18 protein-coding genes and 3 pseudogenes are annotated in these 17,288 nt (G+C 67.9%); 10 read left to right on the top strand and 11 right to left on the bottom strand.

The features are described 5' to 3' along the window. Positions 1-51 precede the first annotated feature (51 nt). Complete coding sequence (locus STRTUCAR8_RS24440) at positions 52-747, top strand: Tn3 family transposase (protein ID WP_006378841.1); 696 nt, start codon at positions 52-54, stop codon at positions 745-747. Between the two features lie 8 nt (positions 748-755). Here STRTUCAR8_RS24440 and STRTUCAR8_RS53475 read toward each other — a convergent pair whose 3' ends face one another. The 5 genes from STRTUCAR8_RS53475 to STRTUCAR8_RS24420 all read right to left on the bottom strand — a co-directional run bounded on the left by STRTUCAR8_RS53475 (position 756) and on the right by STRTUCAR8_RS24420 (position 4,707). Continuing rightward, the gene (locus STRTUCAR8_RS53475; protein WP_162138053.1) at positions 756-905 is read right to left on the bottom strand and encodes a hypothetical protein; all 150 of its coding nucleotides are present in this window, start codon (positions 903-905) and stop codon (positions 756-758) included. 182 nt (positions 906-1,087) lie between these two features. Next, on the bottom strand, positions 1,088-1,678 hold the full coding sequence (locus tag STRTUCAR8_RS24435) for a TetR/AcrR family transcriptional regulator (protein ID WP_006378871.1): 591 nt from the start codon (positions 1,676-1,678) through the stop codon (positions 1,088-1,090). A gap of 137 nt (positions 1,679-1,815) precedes the next feature. Further along, positions 1,816-2,829 carry an NADP-dependent oxidoreductase gene (locus STRTUCAR8_RS24430; RefSeq protein ID WP_006378619.1) on the bottom strand — a complete coding sequence of 338 codons (1,014 nt, stop codon included), beginning with the start codon at positions 2,827-2,829 and terminating at the stop codon, positions 1,816-1,818. Between the two features lie 74 nt (positions 2,830-2,903). Continuing rightward, complete coding sequence (locus STRTUCAR8_RS24425; RefSeq protein ID WP_006378832.1) at positions 2,904-3,815, bottom strand: alpha/beta hydrolase fold domain-containing protein; 912 nt, start codon at positions 3,813-3,815, stop codon at positions 2,904-2,906. A 76-nt stretch (positions 3,816-3,891) separates the two neighbouring features. Beyond that, a complete protein-coding gene (locus tag STRTUCAR8_RS24420) occupies positions 3,892-4,707 on the bottom strand; it encodes an oxidoreductase (RefSeq protein ID WP_010358267.1) in 816 nt (271 codons plus the stop codon). Positions 4,708-4,777: 70 nt separating this feature from the next. Here STRTUCAR8_RS24420 and STRTUCAR8_RS55740 point away from each other — a divergent pair. Both STRTUCAR8_RS55740 and STRTUCAR8_RS24415 read left to right on the top strand, forming a co-directional pair. Then, a pseudogene (locus STRTUCAR8_RS55740) lies at positions 4,778-5,116 on the top strand (zinc finger domain-containing protein); the annotation flags it as partial. A gap of 134 nt (positions 5,117-5,250) precedes the next feature. After that, entirely contained in the window at positions 5,251-6,021 is a 771-nt protein-coding gene (locus STRTUCAR8_RS24415) for a recombinase family protein (RefSeq protein WP_006379225.1), read from the top strand. A gap of 224 nt (positions 6,022-6,245) precedes the next feature. Here the strand turns inward: STRTUCAR8_RS24415 and STRTUCAR8_RS50065 are convergent. Beyond that, positions 6,246-7,483, bottom strand: a pseudogene (locus STRTUCAR8_RS50065) (IS256 family transposase). Positions 7,484-8,093: 610 nt separating this feature from the next. Between STRTUCAR8_RS50065 and STRTUCAR8_RS54435 the strand changes: the two are divergent. From STRTUCAR8_RS54435 to STRTUCAR8_RS24395, 3 genes are all read left to right on the top strand, one after another. Then, complete coding sequence (locus STRTUCAR8_RS54435; RefSeq protein WP_223786220.1) at positions 8,094-8,408, top strand: hypothetical protein; 315 nt, start codon at positions 8,094-8,096, stop codon at positions 8,406-8,408. A 476-nt stretch (positions 8,409-8,884) separates the two neighbouring features. Then, positions 8,885-10,180 (top strand): ISAs1-like element IS1629 family transposase, encoded by a 1,296-nt coding sequence (locus tag STRTUCAR8_RS24400; protein WP_006378747.1) that lies wholly within the window; start codon positions 8,885-8,887, stop codon positions 10,178-10,180. Positions 10,181-10,264: 84 nt separating this feature from the next. Next, positions 10,265-10,702, top strand: a complete 438-nt coding sequence (locus STRTUCAR8_RS24395; RefSeq protein WP_010361140.1) for a VOC family protein — start codon at positions 10,265-10,267, stop codon at positions 10,700-10,702. Between the two features lie 48 nt (positions 10,703-10,750). Here the strand turns inward: STRTUCAR8_RS24395 and STRTUCAR8_RS24390 are convergent, their stop codons facing one another. Continuing rightward, positions 10,751-11,941 (bottom strand): IS110 family RNA-guided transposase, encoded by a 1,191-nt coding sequence (locus tag STRTUCAR8_RS24390; RefSeq protein ID WP_006378715.1) that lies wholly within the window; start codon positions 11,939-11,941, stop codon positions 10,751-10,753. A gap of 455 nt (positions 11,942-12,396) precedes the next feature. On the opposite strand from STRTUCAR8_RS24390, the pseudogene STRTUCAR8_RS24385 reads away from it, so the two are divergent. After that, positions 12,397-13,272 (top strand): annotated as a pseudogene (locus STRTUCAR8_RS24385) (helix-turn-helix domain-containing protein); the annotation flags it as partial. Positions 13,273-13,369: 97 nt separating this feature from the next. On the opposite strand, the gene STRTUCAR8_RS24380 reads toward STRTUCAR8_RS24385, so the two are convergent. The 3 genes from STRTUCAR8_RS24380 to STRTUCAR8_RS24370 form a co-directional block, all read right to left on the bottom strand. Then, positions 13,370-13,900, bottom strand: coding sequence for a hypothetical protein (locus tag STRTUCAR8_RS24380; RefSeq protein ID WP_006378840.1), 531 nt, complete (start codon positions 13,898-13,900; stop codon positions 13,370-13,372). Then, on the bottom strand, positions 13,806-14,348 hold the full coding sequence (locus tag STRTUCAR8_RS55735; protein ID WP_409081025.1) for an enoyl-CoA hydratase/isomerase family protein: 543 nt from the start codon (positions 14,346-14,348) through the stop codon (positions 13,806-13,808). The genes STRTUCAR8_RS24380 and STRTUCAR8_RS55735 overlap by 95 nt, the downstream gene beginning before the upstream one ends. A gap of 243 nt (positions 14,349-14,591) precedes the next feature. Continuing rightward, entirely contained in the window at positions 14,592-14,885 is a 294-nt protein-coding gene (locus tag STRTUCAR8_RS24370) for a hypothetical protein (RefSeq protein WP_006379120.1), read from the bottom strand. A gap of 102 nt (positions 14,886-14,987) precedes the next feature. On the opposite strand from STRTUCAR8_RS24370, the gene STRTUCAR8_RS55140 reads away from it, so the two are divergent. From STRTUCAR8_RS55140 to STRTUCAR8_RS24355, 3 genes are all read left to right on the top strand, one after another. Continuing rightward, positions 14,988-15,113 (top strand): hypothetical protein, encoded by a 126-nt coding sequence (locus STRTUCAR8_RS55140; RefSeq protein WP_010354081.1) that lies wholly within the window; start codon positions 14,988-14,990, stop codon positions 15,111-15,113. Between the two features lie 340 nt (positions 15,114-15,453). Further along, entirely contained in the window at positions 15,454-15,702 is a 249-nt protein-coding gene (locus tag STRTUCAR8_RS24360; protein ID WP_223786222.1) for a hypothetical protein, read from the top strand. A gap of 114 nt (positions 15,703-15,816) precedes the next feature. Beyond that, positions 15,817-16,113 carry an oxidoreductase C-terminal domain-containing protein gene (locus tag STRTUCAR8_RS24355; protein WP_006378921.1) on the top strand — a complete coding sequence of 99 codons (297 nt, stop codon included), beginning with the start codon at positions 15,817-15,819 and terminating at the stop codon, positions 16,111-16,113. Here STRTUCAR8_RS24355 and STRTUCAR8_RS24350 read toward each other — a convergent pair. After that, on the bottom strand, positions 16,100-17,101 hold the full coding sequence (locus tag STRTUCAR8_RS24350) for a MarR family winged helix-turn-helix transcriptional regulator (RefSeq protein ID WP_006378900.1): 1,002 nt from the start codon (positions 17,099-17,101) through the stop codon (positions 16,100-16,102). The genes STRTUCAR8_RS24355 and STRTUCAR8_RS24350 overlap by 14 nt on opposite strands. Positions 17,102-17,288: the final 187 nt, after the last annotated feature.

Genomic DNA, 17,288 nt, shown 5'->3' with positions numbered 1-17,288 from the left:
GCTACGTCCACTTTCAAGTGCTGGGACGGCTACCGCCCCAAGCACGGGCTCGTGGCGGTCGACCACACCACTCAGGACCGCATCGTCAAGCGCCCGGCCCGTCCATTCGTCGGATTCGCCTTCGCGCACATGCTCGGCTTCAACCTGCTGCCCCGGTTGAAGAACGTGGGCTCGGCCCGGCTGTACCGGCCGGTTGCCGGCGAGGACGAGACGTGGCCGCACCTGGCCCCGGTGCTGTCCAGCAAGACGATCGACTGGGAGCTGATCCGCCAGCAGTACGACCAGATCGTCAAATACACCACCGCGCTCCGCCTGGGCACGGCCGAGGCCGAGCAGGTGCTACGACGCTTCACCTGCGGCGGCCCGAAGCACCCGACCTACCGGGCGATCGAGGAGCTCGGCCGCGCTGTGCGGACAGCGTTCGTCTGCGACTACCTGGCCAGCCCCGAACTACGGCGGGAGATCCACGAGGGCCTGCAAGTGGTGGAGAACTGGAACTCCGCCAACCACGACCTGTTCTACGGCAAGGACGGGGACCTGACCGGCGCCGACCGCGAGAGCCAGGAGATCTCGATGCTCGCCCTGCACCTGCTGCAGGCTGCCCTTGTCCACGTCAACACCCTGCTGCTGCAGAGGTCCTGGCCGAGCCGAAGGGGGTCGAGCGCCTCGGCGATGCCGATCGGCGCGCGTTGTCCCCGCTGTTCTGGACTCACGTCAACCCCTACGGCCGGTTCGAGCTGGACATGAGCAACCGGCTAGATCTCCAGTCGGCTGTAGTCGTCCCGGGCCAGCGAGCGGACGAACCGCAGTCGGCGCCCGCCGGGGAGAGCGCCGCGCAGCGGTAGCGCCAGCGATTCCGGGTCGAAGCCGTCGGCTGCGGCTTCGACCCAGAATCCCGTGGTCACGGCCGGGCGGTGGGGAGAGCCGGGCCGACGCCGGGAACCGCTCGGAGCGGGGACGGCCGCTCATCGATCAGGCGGTGTCGATGAGCCGGCGAAGTCTCTCCCGCCCGTTCGGTCTCGGGCGCGCGCCCGCTGCCTCGGATGTCGGCTTCGCCGGGCCGGCTCGGCGAGGCTGCTGCGGCGTGTCAGCGGGACTCCTGTGCGCTGAGCAGCGTGAGGGCGTTGCGGATGCCCTCTTCGAGGAGTTCGTCGGAGAGTCGCGGGTCAGACAGGGCGCGGGAGAGCTGCAGTGTCCCGACCATCATGGCGTAGACGCTGAGGGTCTTCGTGTGCGCCGAGCGCGGATCGGCGGGCGCCAGGCGGGCGGCGATGCCGTCGATGACGGCGAGCACCCCGTCGGTGTACGCCTGCTTGGTCTCCTGCGGGCAGCGCCCGATCTCATCGAGGAGTGCGGCGGAGGGGCAGCCGTCGTCGGGGCTGTCGCGGTGCTGGGGCGACAGATACCACCGCACGATCTGCTCGAGTCCTGCGATGCCGGGGGCCGCCTGGTCGATGACGTTGGCGTACTGCGTGCGCAGCTGGTCCGCGACCGAGGCGGCCACGAGGTCGTCCTTGGACGCGAAGTGGGCGTAGAAGGCACCGTTGGTCAGTCCGGCGTCCGCCATCAGCGTCGAGATGCCCGAGCCATCGATACCGTCCTGCTTGAACCGGCGGCCGGCGGTCTCGATGATCCGCTGCCTGGTCGCCTGCTTGTGCTCTTTCCCGTAACGAGTCACGCGCTCGCTCCTTCGTGCGCCGGAAGGGTCGCCCGCTTTCCGCCGGCCTCGCCATCATATTGGATTACGAACGCACTCTAATGGTGTGCGGGCGGCGTCTTGGAGCACCGCCACGCCTTCTGCGCGGCCGGCCTGGTTCAGTCGTCGCCGGGCGTCATCGAGATCACGACCTTTCCGGCCGTGGTACGCCCCTGCTCGACGTACGCCATCGCCTCGAGCGTCCGGTCGAAGGGGAACGTCCGGTCGATGACCGGGCGGAGCCGTCCGCTGTCGTACAGGGCGCCGAGTTCACGGAGCTGGGCGCCGCTGGCCTGCATGAAGAAGAACTCATAGCGCACACCCAGGGCCTTGGCCTGCTTGCGCACCTTGCGGCTGAGCGCGTTCATGGCCACGCCCATGAACGAGGGCGCGCCGAGTTGCCTGGCGAACCCGGAGTCCGGCGGGCCGGCGACACCGATGGCCAGGCCGCCCGGCTTCAGCACAGTCAGCGACTTCTCGAGGTTCGCCCCGCCAAGGGAGTCCAGCACCAGGTCGTAGCCGGACAGCACCTGCGAGAAGTCCTCCTTCGTGTAGTCGACGACGGTGTCGGCGCCGAGGCTCCTGACCATCTCCTCGGCGCGGGAGTTCGTGGTCGTGGCCACCGTGGCACCGAAGTGCTTGGCGAGCTGGATGGCCGTCGATCCGAGGCCACCGGCACCGGCGTGGACGAGCACTTTCTGGCCCGGCACCACGTGGGCGCGCTCCACGAGGATCTGCCAGGCGGCCAGGGCCACCAGCGGCACCGCGGCCGCCTCGCGGAGCGTGAGTGACGCCGGCTTGGGCGCGACGTCGTCCTGGTCGACCGCAATGAACTCGGCAAAGCCTCCGACCCGCAGGTCGCGGGGACGTGCGTAGACCTCGTCGCCGACCGTCAAGCCGCGCACGGTCGGCCCGACCTGCGTCACGATCCCGGCGACGTCATGGCCGAGCACGAACGGAAGCTCGTACTTCAGGAGTCGTTTGAACTCCCCGTTGCGGACCATCTTGTCCAGCGGGTTGATGCTGGCAGCGCTCACCTGGACCAGGACGTCGCCGGCCCCGACGGTGGGCTCGGGAACATCAGCGGCGCGCAGGCCGCCCTTGCCGTACTTCTCGACGACGAACGCCTTCATGTCAGCCGTCCCTTCGCGTGATCTTCTCGGTTGTCTTCTCGGCGGACGATGCGCATGTCCGGGCAGCTTCCACCTCAGCGGCCGAGGTGCCGTCGAAGCCACTGGCCCATCTGCTCGATCGCCCGGTCCACCTCGGGCACGCGTCCCGCGCCCAGGATGAACGAGTGCTGGCCCTCCGGCAGCGGGCGGACCTCAGAGACGATCTTGAAGTCGGTCAGTCGGCGGCCGAAATCGGCGCCATCGCCGGCAAGCGTTTCGTGCTCGCCGTAGTGGAGGGCCGTGGGCGGCAGGCCGGTCAGGTCGGCGTTCACGATGCTGATGGCGGGGTCGGTGAAGTCCACGCCGGGGTCCTGCAGCCAAGCCGCTCGGAACAGCTCGAGGATGCCCCGGCTGAGCATCCTGTCGAGTTCCTCGTTCTCGTCCACCTTCGGGTTACTGATGGTGAGGTCGGTCCAGGGCGAGATGCTGACGACCGCGCCGGGGACTGCCTCGCCCTTGGCGAGCAGGCGCAGCGGCAGCGCGATCGCGAGGGTGCCTCCGATGGAGTGGCCGGTGCTGCCGATGTTCCGCGGCGCGTAGCCCTGAGCGAGCAGCCACCGGTAGGCGGTCTCGGCGTCGTCGATCTGCGCCGGGTGGGGATGCTCGGGCGCCAGGCGGAAGCCCACGACGAGTGAGCGGATTCCGGCCGCCTTGGCGATGTGGCCGGCGGCCTTGCGGTCCGATGCGATCGAGGCGGCGACCGATCCGCCGAAATGGAAGTGAAGCAGCGCCTTGTCGGGGTCGGCGCCCTCGGGGATGACCCACAGGGCGGGGACGCCGTCCGCGTCCACGTCGGCGTAGGTGACGCCTTCCGGCTCGGTCGATGCCGAAGCATGTGTGTCGACGATGTCGCGGACGACGGCCAGATCGAGTCCCGGCGTCGACGCCTTCGCACGCACGCTGTCGAGGAACTGCGCGAACTGCTGCGCTTCCGTGCTCATTCCCATGGTGATGCTCCTTGTCAGGTCAGAGCTGAACGCGCCTCTCGCGCGCGCTGCGGGTCGATGGGCCGGGTGCGACGTTTCAGCCGGGCATCCGGTTGAACCTGCGGATCTGCTTGTCGAACATCCCGGCGGGGACGAGGCGTCGCGCGGTGGTGATGCGTGAGGCGAGCGGTCCGGCGGTGTAGCGCAGCTTCGGCTTCGAGGCGGTGGCTGCCGTGACGATCTCCTTGGCGACGACGGCGGGGTCGTCGCCGGTCTTCATCGCCGCGGCGACCACTTCGTCGAAGACACGCCGCCGCTCCGCGTACAGCGGCAGCGGGGTGTCGGGCTGCGCGGCATTGGCATCGAAGGCGGTCCGGGTGTAGCCGGGCTCGACGAGCAGGACGCGGACGCCGTGCTCGCGGACCTCGTGATCCAGGGACTCGGAGTAGCCCTCGACGGCGTGCTTCGCGGCGGCGTAGAGGGCCATGTAGGGCTGCGGGATGACGCCGAGGACGGACGAGACGTTGACGATACGTCCACGGCCCTGGGTGCGCATGTGCGGCAGAACGGCCTTCGCCATGCGGACATGACCGAAGAAGTTGAGGTTGAAGAGGCGCTGGGCCTGGGCGACGGAGCTCTCCTCGGCGGCGCCGGCCGAGCCCAGACCGGCGTTGTTGACCAGGACGTCGATCCGTCCGAACCGTTCGATCACTTCCCGGACCGCGGCGGTGACGGATTCGTCGCTGGTCACGTCGAGGTCGAGGAAGGCCACACCGGCGGGCGGGGTGAGCCCCGAGGTGTTCCGTCCGGTTCCGATCACCTCGAACCCGGCTGTGACGAAGGCCCGAGCGGTTGCGTTACCGATCCCCGATGACGCCCCCGTCACGAGTGCTACCGGCCGTTGTGTCGCCATGACGGACTCCTTACACATTGAATTTCGATCGTATGGCTTACTGTCGTAATGTTATTGCGGGGCGGAGTGGATGGCAAGGCCGCTCCGAAGGCGCCGGCATCTCCGGCCTGCCCGTCTCATCCAGAGCTCTCTCATGAACAGTCCTTTGCGCGAGCAAGATCAATCGCGGGCCGCCGGACCCCCGCCGATCCCGGGTTCGTTCGCAGAACCCGTTCTCACTAAGAAGCAGGACGGGCCTCCTTCTGAGACTTGCATTGTGCGAAGATCCGGGCCCGTGACGGACCCTCGGCTTCCTTCCTCAACCGACCGGTCGGACGCCGACGACGCCGAACAGCACGCCTGTCCGAAGTGCGTCGCCCAGCCCGGTTCCCCGTGCCGCTCGCGCGGCGGCGCGGTCGCCTCCGCCTACCACACCCGCCGCTTCACGAAGGTGCCCCGGCTGAAGAAGGCGCTGCGGGTGCCGACCCCGGCCGACCGTGGGCCGGGGTCGGCCGTGGCGGCCCGGCACCCCGCCACCGGCGCCGATCGACCCGGACCTGCCGAGTGCGGACATCCACATCGGCTAACGCGCGATGCTCGACGCTCAACTCCCAGCTCGACGCGCTCAGCAAGCACGGCATCCCGAGGGGCAAGATCTTCAGCGAGAAGATCAGCACCCGGGTGCGGGTCCGGCCCCGGTTCGAGAAGGCGCTGCGAACCGCGCGGGAGGTCAAGGCGCACGCCCCGCACTGCCGGGTCATCTTCACCGTGTACGAGATGAAGCGCCTCGGCCGCGACGCCGCCGAACTCACCGCGCTCACCGACCACCTCACCGCCCACGGCCTGGTCCTGGAGATGCTCGCCGGACCCCTGCCCGGCATCTACGACCCCACTGGCCCGGGCAAGCTGCTGTTCGCGTACTTCGCGGCGATGGCGGAGACCGAGCGAGAGAACATCCGCGAGTCCACGTTGGAGGGCCTGGACACCGCGGCCCGCAAGGGCAAGCACGGCGGCCGGCCCCCGGCGATGACCGACGACATGCTGCACACCGTGCTCCGGCGCCGGGCCGGCGGCGAGTCCGTCGGGCAGATCCAGCCCGACCTGTTCATCCCCACCGGCAAGCGCAAGGGACACAAGCCTTCCGTCAGATACTTGAGTCAAGACACTTGGAGAAAGTGCAGGTCAGAGCCGCCATGGACGAAATTTTGGAGCGTTGGGCATCTCGGCAAGCGGCGAAAGCCCCCCAGATCTCGGTTGAAGACCTCCGCGAACTCGCGGACAGTTTGGGTATCGAATTGGGTGACTGAGCTGCTTCGAGGGGCCCTGCCTGGATAGCAGGGTCCCTCGGTGTGTGTGAGAAATCGGCAAGCTGCCCCGCGCCATGGCCTCCCTGCGCAACCTCGCCATCAGCGTCTTCCGCCAGGACAGCCGGACGCCAGACCTACATCGCCGCGCCCAGACAGATCTCGTTCACGCAATGCCCCTGACTGGCGACCACGGCGGGGGTCACGTCCGCTGGAGTGGTGTATTGACGGCCACTCGGTGATCTCCTTTTGAGGCTATGCGGTGAGTTCGGTGGGCAGGTCGGTCTCGTGGGTTTCTGACTCGATCGGGTGGAGGCAGGCTTTGGCCAGCAGGTCGAGTCCCATGTAGCGGCGGGCCTCGGTCCACTCGTCGTTCTGTTCGGCCAGCACGGCGCCGACGAGCCGGATGACGGCGGTGCGGTCGGGGAAGATGCCGACCACGTCGGTGCGGCGGCGGATCTCCTTGTTCAGCCGTTCCTGCGGGTTGTTCGACCAGATCTGCCGCCAGATCTCGCGTGGGAAGGCGGTGAAGGCCAGCAGGTCGTGCTGGGCGGTGTCCAAGTGGGCTGCGGCCTTGGGAAACTTGGCCTCCAGCGCGTCCAGGACGTGCTGCATCTGGGCCTTCACGGCGTCGGTGTCGGGTTGTTCGAAGACGGTCCGCAGCAGCGTGGCCACCCAGGGCTGGGCCGATTTCGGGACCTGGCTGAGCAGGTTGCGGGCGTAATGAGTGCGGCATCGCTGCCAGCTCGCGCCGGGCAGGACCGCGCCGATGGCGTCGATCAGGCCGGCGTGCGCGTCGGAGATGACCAGCTGGACGCCGGACAGGCCGCGGGCGATCAGCGAGCGCAGGAAGGCCAGCCAGCCGGCGCCGTCCTCGGCGGTGGCGACATCGATGCCGAGGATCTCGCGGTGCCCGTCGGCGTTGACGCCGACCGCGATCAAGGCGTGGACGTTGATGATCCGGCCGCCCTCGCGGACCTTCTGGGTCAGCGCGTCCACCCAGACGAACGCGTAAGGGCCCTGATCCAGGGGCCGGTTGCGGAAGCGGCGACCTGCTCGTCCAGGTGCTTCGCCATCGCGCTGACCTGGGACTTCGACAGCTGGGTGACGCCGAGGGACTCGGCGAGCTTCTCGACACGGCGGGTGGACACGCCCAGCAGGTAGGCGGTGGCGACCACCGAGATGAGGGCCTGCTCGGCCCGGCGACGTCGCTCCAGCAGCCAGTGCGGGAAGTAACTCCCGCTCCTGAGCTTGGGGATGGCGAGTTCGACGGTGCCGGCCCTCGTGTCCCACTCGCGCGGGCGATATCCGTTCCGGTGGTTGACTCTCTCTTCGCTGACCTGCCCGTATTCAGCATTGCAGAGGGCATCCGCCTCCGCGGACATGAGCGCGTCAGCGAACGTCTTGACCATCGCGCGCAGCAGATCGGGACTCGCCGCGGCGAGGTTGTCTTCGGCGAGGGCGTGCAGGGGCAGACTGTCGGATGCGGTCATCGTGCTGATCTCCTTCGAGGCTTCGACACCTCGAAGATCAGCCGGTGGCCGTTCATCTATGCGGGCCTCATCCCGACGCCGGAGCAAACCCCCGGATCAGGTCGAACCCGTACACCATCTCCATGGACGCAACCACGGCGGGAGCGAACTGCTAGCACTTCAGATCGCCAATCGCCTCAGCCATTCGGCCAGACTGCGGGTCAAGGTCTGCAGGTTTCTGGCCTTTCGGTCGAGGTGCCCACGCCGAGACAGCGCGAAGATGAGCGCGAACGGAAGCCCCGGACGTAACGGGGGCCAACCAGTGCTTGGGCCGGTATGCTTCTTCCTGAAAGCGCCTTTTAAAACACCTCGCCTGCAGAGAGGACGTGTAGTGAATCTGAAAATTCGCACTCTTGGAGATCTCATGCGAACCTCTGGAGTGACGCCAAAGACTCAATCAAGTTCGCCAAAGCGTCGCGTTCTTACGAGCCTTGCGACTATTCTCGCCGCGTCGGGCGTTGTGGTCGCAAATCCTTCCGCTGCGTTCGCCAATTCCACCTTCACTGCTGTGGGGTATTGCGACACGAATTACCAGTGTGCGGGAGGTAGTGGCTCGAGTAGCAGATGGTCAGTGAATTTCGATGACGGGCCGACGGTATCGACAATTGACCTCCATGAACTGTACCGCGACCAGAGCGACACCATGTCCTCCTTTCGCATTCTCGGGAGTGTGATGTCGCGCGCCAATCACCCGAATGAAACAGTCACGATTCATCAGCAATTTTATCGAGACAATGGCGGGCAGGTGCCGCTCGGAGAGTACGAAACACGGTTCAGGGCGAGCAGCTCCAACAATGCCCAGCGCTTCAATTTCGATCAAGGCATACCCAATTTGCCGTGGAATGACCAGGTGTCGTCGGTTGCTATATGGATAACGAGAAAGTAGCTGACTGGCCTTAAAGAAGCTCGATCCTTCGTGACGACCTGCCGACTCCGTTGGCAGGTCGTTTCGCTTTCCGTGGCTCTTGGTGGGCAAATCTATAGTCCGGCTGGTGTCTCGGGTGAGCTCCGGATTTCATTGTTTCGAAATTGAACTTAGTCTTTTTGCCACCGAACCGAGTCATGCCGGATTGGCGCGCTCAGAACCACGACACGAGTGAGGGCCGACGGCAAGCCCTGGATCTCAGCACGTGGCCGGGGCCCCAAAAAACGGGGGCTGCGGTCGGCGATTCCTAATGCCGTTCGTCAAGCCGTGGCGCACGCCTGAGGTAGCGGGCAGGAGGTGTCGGAGGCAGGGCCCCGGCGTTTGCCCGGATCGCCCCGGCCTGGGCCGGTTGATCATGCTGGCGGGCCTCGGAAGCAGATGAACACGGCACCTGTGGATCATGGAGTTCTCTACGCTGCAAGATCCACGAAGGTGCCGTGTTCGTTCCTCCATCATCCCCTGCCGTCGTTCCCGTCTCTCCGGCGCCCCGCCTGGAGGCCCTCGGCTCGGATGCCGCGCGAGACCAAGTCCGCGGCCTGGTTGCCGAGTTCGAGTCGGTCACCGATCCTCGCGGGGCGTGCGGGGTGCGCTACCGGGTCTCCTCGCTGCTGGCCCTGGTGGTCTGTGCGATGACCCCGGCGGGCCATGACTCCATCACCGCGGCGGCGGAGTGGTGCCGACGTGCGACGCCTGAGGAACTGGCCGCTTTCGGTCTGCCCTACCATCCGTTGCGCGGCCGCTACCGGATCCCGAGCGAGAAGACCTTGCGCACCGTTCTGGGGCGGCTCGATCCCGGTGAGGTCAGCGCGGCCGGCTACGACCACCTGCGGCCCCTGCTGTCCACGGTGTCCCACTCTCCCGAGCCGCTCATGCCCGACGGCGGCATCGAACGCGAACAGCGCCGCGCCCACCGGGCGGCCGCCCGCGCCGAACCGGTGCGCTCCCGGCGCCGGGCCATCGCGGTGGACGGCAAGTGCCTGCGCAGTGCGAAGCGCCCGGACGGCAGCCGCGTCTTCGTGCTCTCCGCCGTCCGGCACGGCGACGGCATCACCCTCGCCTCCCGCGAGATCGGCGCGAAGACCAACGAAATCCCCGAGTTCCAACCCCTGCTCGACCAGCTCGACGACGCCGATCTCAAGGGGGCCGTCGTCACCGCCGACGCCCTCCACGCCCAACGCGACCACGCCACCTACCTGCACGAACGCGGCGCCCACTACCTGCTGACCATCAAGAACAACCAGCGCGGCCAAGCCCGTCAGCTCCACGCCCTGCCCTGGAAGGAGATCCCCGTCATCCACCGTGACGACGCCCGCGGCCACGGCCGCCACGAACAGCGTCTCGTCCAGGTCGTCACCGTCAACGGCCTGCTCTTTCCCCACGCGGCCCAGGTCCTGCGCATCCAGCGCAGACGCCGTCTCTACGGAGCGAAGAAGTGGTCCAGCGAGACCGTCTACGCCATCACCGACCTGCCCGCCGAGGAAGCGAGTGCCGCCGAGATCGCTTCATGGGCTCGCGGGCACTGGACCGTGGAGAACACCGTCCACTGGTGTCGGGATGTGACCTTCAACGAGGACAAGTCCCAGGTCAGGACCCACAACACGCCCTCAGTCCTCGCCGCCGTCCGCGACCTGATCCGCGGTGCGCTCAAGCTTGCCGGGTACGTCAACACCGCCGCCGGCCGCCGAGCCCACACCGAACGCACCCTCGTCCTCAGCCTCTACGGCATCACATGATCAAACCGGACGACCCGGGCAAACGCCGGGGCCCTGGTGTCGGAGGTGCGGGGTACAGTCCGTTCATCCGACTGGGGAGGGCTCATGGCGACCAAGTGGAGCTTGACGATCGACTGTGCGTACCCGGGGAAACTGGCCGCGTTCTGGGCGCTGGCGTTGGGCTACGCGGAGAAGCCCGCGCCCGCAGGGTTCGGGAGCTGGGAGGAGTGGTTCTCGCATCATGAGGTTCCGGAGGACGAGTGGGATGACGGGGCGTACCTGTCAGATCCGGATGGCGTGGGCCCCACCTTGTCCTTCCTGAAGGTGCCGGAGCCGAAGGTGGCGAAGAACCGGCTGCATATCGACGTGCAAGTTGGTGGCGGCCGTGAAACCCCGTGGGAGGTGCGCTGGCCGCGCGTGGTCGAGGCGGTGCAGCGGTTGACCACTGCGGGCGCGACCGTGGTCCGCGAGGACGAGTTGCAGGGCAGGCCGGATCACGTGGTGATGGCAGACCCGGAAGGTAACGAGTTTTGCCTGGTCTGACGGGGTCGGTCAGGCCAATTGGCCGCGCGCAGCGTGTCGCGTCCCTTCCTATGCGGCAGCCCTTGTCGGCGGAGCGGGCTCGTAGCGCCGTCCGTCGCGGAGGAGGGCCCAGAGGACGTTGACGCGGCGGCGTGCGAGGGCAAGGACGGCCTGGGTATGGCGCTTGCCCTCGGCGCGTTTGCGGTCGTAGAACCGCCGGGATGCCTCGGACCGCCGAATGCTGATCAGCGCGGAGGTGTAGAGCACGCGCTGGAGCCGGCGGTTGTAGCGTTGCGGGCGCCGCAGGTTGCCGCTGATCTTGCCGGAGTCGCGCGGGACCGGGGCGACGCCGCCGAAGGCGGCGAGGCGGTCGGGGGTTCCGAAGACGGCCATGTCACCGCCGGTGGCGGCCAGGAACTCGGCACCGAGGATGATGCCGAGGCCGGGCATGCTGGTGATCACCTCGAAGTGTCGGTGATCGCGAAATCGGGCCTCGATGAGCTTTCCGAGCTCGGCGACCTGCTCGTTGAGGGCCATCACCTCCTTCGCCAGGGTGTGCACCATCTGGGCGGTCAGCTTCTCGCCGGGCAGGCTGGTGTGCTGGCGTTCGGCGGCTTCGACCGCGGCCTCGGCGAGCTGGTCGGCTCGGAGGACCTTGCGGTTCCGCAGCCAGGTCTCCAGGCGCTTGGCGCCAAGTCTGCGGATGGCCGCGGGGGTCTGGTAGCCGGTCAGCAGGGTCAGCGGGCCCTTGTTGGTGAGGTCCAGGACCCGTTCCAGGCCGGGGAAGATGCCGGGCAGCTGGGCCCGGAGCCGGTTGACGATGCGGGTGCGGTCGGCGACCAGGTCTATACGGCGACCTGTGAGGATCTTGAGGTCGGTGACGGTCTCGTCGCCGGTGCGTAAGGGGTTCAGGTCGCGGCGGATGCGGACCTGGTCGGCGATGACGGCGGCGTCCTTGGCGTCGGTCTTGCCTTCGCCGCGGTAGCTCTCGGAGGCGCGGTGGATGGCGCGGCCGGAGATGTAGTGGACCTGCTGGTCGTGGTTGAAGAGGACTGTGATGGCCAGGGCGGCTCCGCCGTCGGCCAGGTCGATGCCCCAGGTCACCTCGTCGCCAAGGGCTAGGACGTCGGTGAGGAGTTCTAGGAGTTCGGGCTCGTCATTGGCGACGCGCCGGGACAGCAGCCGGTGGCCGCTCTCGTTGATCGCGACGCAGTGGTGGTGGGTTTTGCCTGCGTCGATGCCGGCCCAGATCGCGGCCATGGTGCCTCCGTGCGGTGGGTGTGCTCGGTGCCTCCCGACGGACGACCTCGCTGTCGATTCCCTACGGAGCGATCATTCGCAATTCCTAATTGGCAGCCGAGTCGTCGTGGGGCGTCGGGTGGCCAATCGCTGGTTGCCCCAAGCGGCAGAACTTTGAAAGCCACGCCCGACGCCCCTGGGTGGAAGAACCATACGAAGGGCTCGCCCTGTCCCGCAGACAACGTAGGGAACTGTTGAGTGCAGCCCGGCAGGCTGGGCTGGAGCCATGGCAGCCAGCCGCCGGTTCGTCGGGGCTGGACTGACCCAGGCACCACAAGTAGTCACCTCCTGCCCTGGGCACTCCACACTCGGCCCAGCGACCTCGGTACCGTCAAGGGGACAAGCCCTGATGGATGGAGCACGATGCCTCGCCGCCCTCTCGAACGCTGGCGCCTCACCCCCAGGGGGGCGCGCTGATGCTGGAAGAAGCCGAAGAGATCGGCCGTCGCGCACGTCGCGCACGGCTCCGCCTTGGCATGACGCAAGCCGACCTCGCTGCCGCCCTGGGCAAAACACAGGGTTGGGTGTCCAAGATGGAACGCGGCCACATCGAACTCGACCGCGTCGGCCTGCTCAACCTGCTCGCCTCGGAACTGCATGTACACCCGAACGACCTGATCGGGCGTCCGTACAACAACACCGCACCGGCCGAGAACCAGTGGCAGGTGTCTGCCGCCGCGATCATGCGCGAGCTGCGCCGCTACGACCTCGCTCCCGTCTTCGACGGAACGCCCCGTACAGCCGGTCAGCTGTGGCAGGAAACCACCCGCCTGCATCGCCTCCGCGACGCTGCCGCGAACGTGGCGATCGTGCAGGTGCTCCCCGACCTGTTCCGTGAGGCGCGCGCCCTGGCCGAAGTCGCCACGGGCCATGAGCAGGAAGAGGCGTATGCCATCTACGCGGTGTGCTGCAAGTTCGCCCACACTGCCGCGCACGCGCTTGGACACCCGGAGCTGGTGGCCATGGCATGCGAACGAGCTGCTTGGTCTGCGCGGCTGTCGGGCGACCCGGTGATGCCTGCCGTCGCCGACTGGATGCGCGTGTGGGACATGTGGGCAACGGCAGACTGGGACGACTCTGTTGCCCTGTCCGACAAGGCGATTCGCAGCGTGCAGCGAGAGTACGACCGCGGTGACCCGCTGGCTGTTCGGGCCTGGGGGACATTGCAACTGCGCGCTGCTGTCTCTGCCGCGCGCGGTGGTCGCAAGGCTGAAGCGAAGGACCGGATCAAGCACGCGCGGAGTGCAGCCAAGCGGATGCAAGAAGCCGCCGGCCCTCCGGTGTACGACCGTCTCACTGGACTTGAAATCTTCCGTGCAGAGGCCCTGAAATCACACTGAGCTACTTGCCCCCTCGCCGTAGCTATACGAGAACAGGGCCGTCGTAGCGTCACAGTCGGCCCGTGGGGCGGCCGACGGCATCGCGTTCCACTTCGGGTGAGTGGTCCAGGATGTGGTGGACGAGAGCCAGCGCAGGGGAGTTGAGAATCCACAGGGCCCCGCTGCGGTGCTGGACACGCACGGCCGGTCGGGCACCCATGCGTCGAGCACCCTGCCGGTCGAGGTGGCCCGCTGTGCGCTCGTGGTAGCCGACGGCGCGCACCCAGGTGCCGGGGGCCGAGCGCAGCGCGGCGGCCAGCCCGTCAGGGTCGCCCGCGTGGACACCGCAGTCGACGGAGGACGCGGCGGCCGCCATCGCGAGGAGATGCAGATGGTGGTCGTGCAGCCCGGGCAGCAGAGCGTCGCCATGACCCTCGACCACCTCTGCCCCTGCGACGGGGGTGATATAACCGACCGCCACGACGGTCGCACCGCGTACGTGGACGTCAACCCTTCGGCCGTCGACCTCGACGTCGCGGAAGACCGTGTCGGCACGGGAGTTCCTCCATGCTCCGCCGGTGCGGATCCCCTCTCTCGGCACGTGCGTCCCCCAGTCCCCAGTCCAGCGCCGGCGTCGCATCGATGGCGTGCCCGGTCAACGCGAGATACGCCGTCCGCCACCGCCCGATCCTGCGTGTGACGCCAACCGTGCCCCCGGCTCCCGGGATCAGGCCCATCTCCAGCTCGGGCAACCGAAAGTACGCGTCGTCTGCCGCCGTCACGCGGGGTGCGAAGGACGGTACTTCGACGCCCGCGCCGACGCGGGCACCGTGCACCTCGAAGCGGATTCGGTCGCCGAGAGCGGCGACATGACGCGCGGCGGAGCGGTGCAGCCTGAGGAGGTGAGCGGTCGCCATGTCCGGCGCCGTGCCGAATTCGTCCAGGTCGCCACCGCTGCAGAACGACGGGCCTGCGCCACTCACCACAACGTGTTCCACGCTTCGATCGAGGAGCGCTAACTCCAGCCCTTCGAGCAGCCCGTCGCGCACGGCGTGGCCGAACGCGTTATGCCGTTTGGGCTTGTTGAGAGTGATCCGTAGCGTGCCGTCGTCCCGGTCGAGGAGCACCGGATCCGCACAGGCCGCCGTGGGGCGCGGCTTGGAGCGCGATCGCCAAGCCGCGAACTCCCTGGCGCCGAGCAGTATCGAGTATGAGAGGGACTCGATGAGCAGTCCTTCGGCGACCGTCGCCTTGGGCGTCGCTCGGAGCGTTTCGTCCAGCGTCAGCGCAGCCTACGGAGCGCCGGCGACCGTGGCACGGACGGCGTCGACATCCGAAGCAGTCCCCGCGCAGTACGGGGCGAGTCCGCCGCCGAGGGTGACCGTGAGCTGCTCGACGACCGGCACCGCTTCGGGTGGGAGCGGCGCGGTGGCAACGCCCACGAGCAGCGGAGCAGGAGCTACGCGAGGCGGGAGCAAGGGGTCGTCCCAGTCCATGCCGTCGAGCGGAACGACATGAAGCGGCGTCATCGGGGCGCCCGCTGCGGTGAGTTCCAGGCGGCCGCTCATCAGGAATTTGCTTGTCATGAAGCCGTTAGTTCTCCCGCATCTGCGCTGTTGGCAGGTGTCCTGCGAACAGCGAAGCGGTTATGTGTCCCACACAGTAAGACCTGTTCCCCTAAGGAGAAAGTGCTCCGCAACGTCCGGGTGCCGGTGGAGAACTGCATCGGTGGGGAGAACAACGGCTGGGCCATGATCACCGGTCAGCTCAACACCGAACGCGTCGCCGTGGTGGCCACGGCGCCCTTCGAGTAGATCCTCGCGAGTGTGCGGGCGTGGGCCGCCGAGACCAAGGCGCCTGATGGCTCGTATGTCCTGGACGACCCTTCGGTGCGCCAGGCGCTCGCCCGGCGCCACGCGCGTATCGTGCGACATCGCGCCGTCGACCCGCCAGGTGCGGCCGTCGAGACGGGCATGGAAGCCGGGCGACGTACTGGCGCACCGATCCAACCCTAGCCGACCGTGACGGCCGGCAGGCTGCGGACGAGGTGGAGGCCCGAATCGGCGCCTGGGTCGCGGAGCGTGAGGCCGATGAGTCGTCGGTCTGCTCCTCGCGGCCGGTGTCCCCGCCGCCGTGTCCATCGACAGTCGGTGGGTGCACGAGCACCCTCACCTCGCAGGACGAGGCGCGTACGAAACGGCCGAACTGCCTTATGCCGGCACGGTTCCGTTGCCGACTCTCCCGTTCCGCCACCGAGGCCGGCCCGCCTGGCTCACTCGGCGCCCGTCGACCCTGGGCGAACACAATCGCGAGGTGCTGATCGGTGAACTGGGGCTGACCGAGGAGGCGTACGCCGGCCTGGTGGAGCAGGGCGTCGTCGGCACCGCTCCCGAGGGGTTCTGATGGCGACCGGAAGCGGACCGCTGGCGGGCGTGCGCGTGGTGGAACTCGCCGCGCAGGGCCCGGCCCGATGCCGCGGCCGCCACGATCCTCGGCGAGCGTCGTCCGTACACGTGCGTGCCGTGGTTCTGGTCGGATCAGGGCAGCCTGCGCATCCGGATCGTCGGACTGCGTGCGAGCGACGACACTGCTGTCACACGCCAATTCGGCGATCGCGACAGATGCCTCGTCGGCTACTACCGGGACGGGCGACTGGCGGCTGTCGAGGCCGTCAACGCGACCGCCGACTTCATGGCCTTGAAGAAGGCGCTGGCCTCCGGAACGGAGATCGCGGCTTCCGATCTCATGGATCCGGACGTATCGCTGAAGACGCTCATCAAGGCGGTGACCGCGAATGCGGTCAGTTCCGGCTGAACAGATCTCCTCCGGACGGGCCGGTCGAGCCCCGAGCGTCGAGCAGCGTGGTGACATACGACTCGACCAAGGGCGTCCAGCGCTGTCGGTCCTCGGAGCTGAGGTCGTCGATCAGCTTCTGGAATACCGTCAGCTGGACTTCGAGCACGCGCGTGAGCAGCGCCGCCCCCTTGCGCGAGATGCGGACCAGTGTGCTGCGGCGGTCGAACCCGTCCACCGCGCGGTCCACCAGCCGCAGTTGGGTGAGCTGGCGCAGGCGCTTGCTCGCCTGCGAAGGGTCGATCGCGAGCCGGGCCGCGACCTCTGCGACGGGGAGAGGGCCGCTGCGTTGGATCACTTGGAGGGCGAACAGCCCGGTCTGCCGTACGGGCGCGTCGATGAGTTCCAGCAGATCGTTGAACCCGCTGGACTGGCCGACCCAGGTGACGATTCCGATGACTGGGCGGAAGAAGGCGCGGGTTCCGGCGTCGTAGTCGTCACCCGCAAGCTCCGTCCAGCGGTCAGCGGCCGCGGACCGGGGGCTGTCGGGCAGCGCCGTCACCAGCCGGTCATACACGAGCGTGAACCATTCGGCGAGCGCCGCGATGCCGTCAGCGGACCACCGGGGTTCCGCCACCAGGTAGTCGCGGCTCCATGCGAGCAGCCACCGGTCGAGCGTCGCCGCGGCCGGCTCCGACAGTTCCAACAGGGTCCGGCGGCGATCCGCAGGATCCGTGCTGCGTACGAGGTGTCCGGCAGCCTCGAGCTGGGCCGCCTGTCGGCTCGTCTGGCCGAGATCGATGCCGAGCTCGCGTGCCACCGTGCTGGTCGGCACCGCGCCACGGCTGCCGAGGAGCTCGATGAAGCGCAGGTCGGAGGGCGACAGTTCGGTTCCGGTCACCGCTCGCAACCCGCGGCTGTGCGCCCGCGTACCGGACATGAAGGCGACCGTGTTGATGAGTCTGAGCGTCGCCCTCTCCAGCGCGAGCTCCTCGGGCACCCGGTCCACGCGGACTCCCCTTCCCCCACCACTCCATGAACGGCAGCCCGTATGCCGAGATACGGGACATCTATCAAGCATTGCACATCCATGCGGGTGGCAGAGAGTCGGCAGCGGTGCCCAGCACTGACGGGACCATTTGGAACCACGAGGTCGACGTACTGATCGGCGGCAGCGGGGCCGGCGGAATGGTCGG

The sequence above is a fragment of the Streptomyces turgidiscabies Car8 genome (assembly GCF_000331005.1).
Classification (GTDB): Bacteria; Actinomycetota; Actinomycetes; order Streptomycetales; family Streptomycetaceae; genus Streptomyces; species Streptomyces turgidiscabies.
Note: the sequence above shows the minus strand (reverse complement) of the source record. Positions and strands in the feature narration are given on the sequence as shown.

Bases quoted from the DNA above. Each gene is read 5' to 3' on its own strand.
- STRTUCAR8_RS24390 (WP_006378715.1), bottom strand. From the start codon at position 11,941: ATGGCCGCGATCTGGGCCGGCATCGACGCAGGCAAAACCCACCACCAC.
- STRTUCAR8_RS24395 (WP_010361140.1), top strand. From the start codon at position 10,265: ATGGCGACCAAGTGGAGCTTGACGATCGACTGTGCGTACCCGGGGAAA.
- STRTUCAR8_RS24370 (WP_006379120.1), bottom strand. From the start codon at position 14,885: ATGACAAGCAAATTCCTGATGAGCGGCCGCCTGGAACTCACCGCAGCG.
- STRTUCAR8_RS24420 (WP_010358267.1), bottom strand. From the start codon at position 4,707: ATGGCGACACAACGGCCGGTAGCACTCGTGACGGGGGCGTCATCGGGG.
- STRTUCAR8_RS24425 (WP_006378832.1), bottom strand. From the start codon at position 3,815: ATGGGAATGAGCACGGAAGCGCAGCAGTTCGCGCAGTTCCTCGACAGC.
- STRTUCAR8_RS24430 (WP_006378619.1), bottom strand. From the start codon at position 2,829: ATGAAGGCGTTCGTCGTCGAGAAGTACGGCAAGGGCGGCCTGCGCGCC.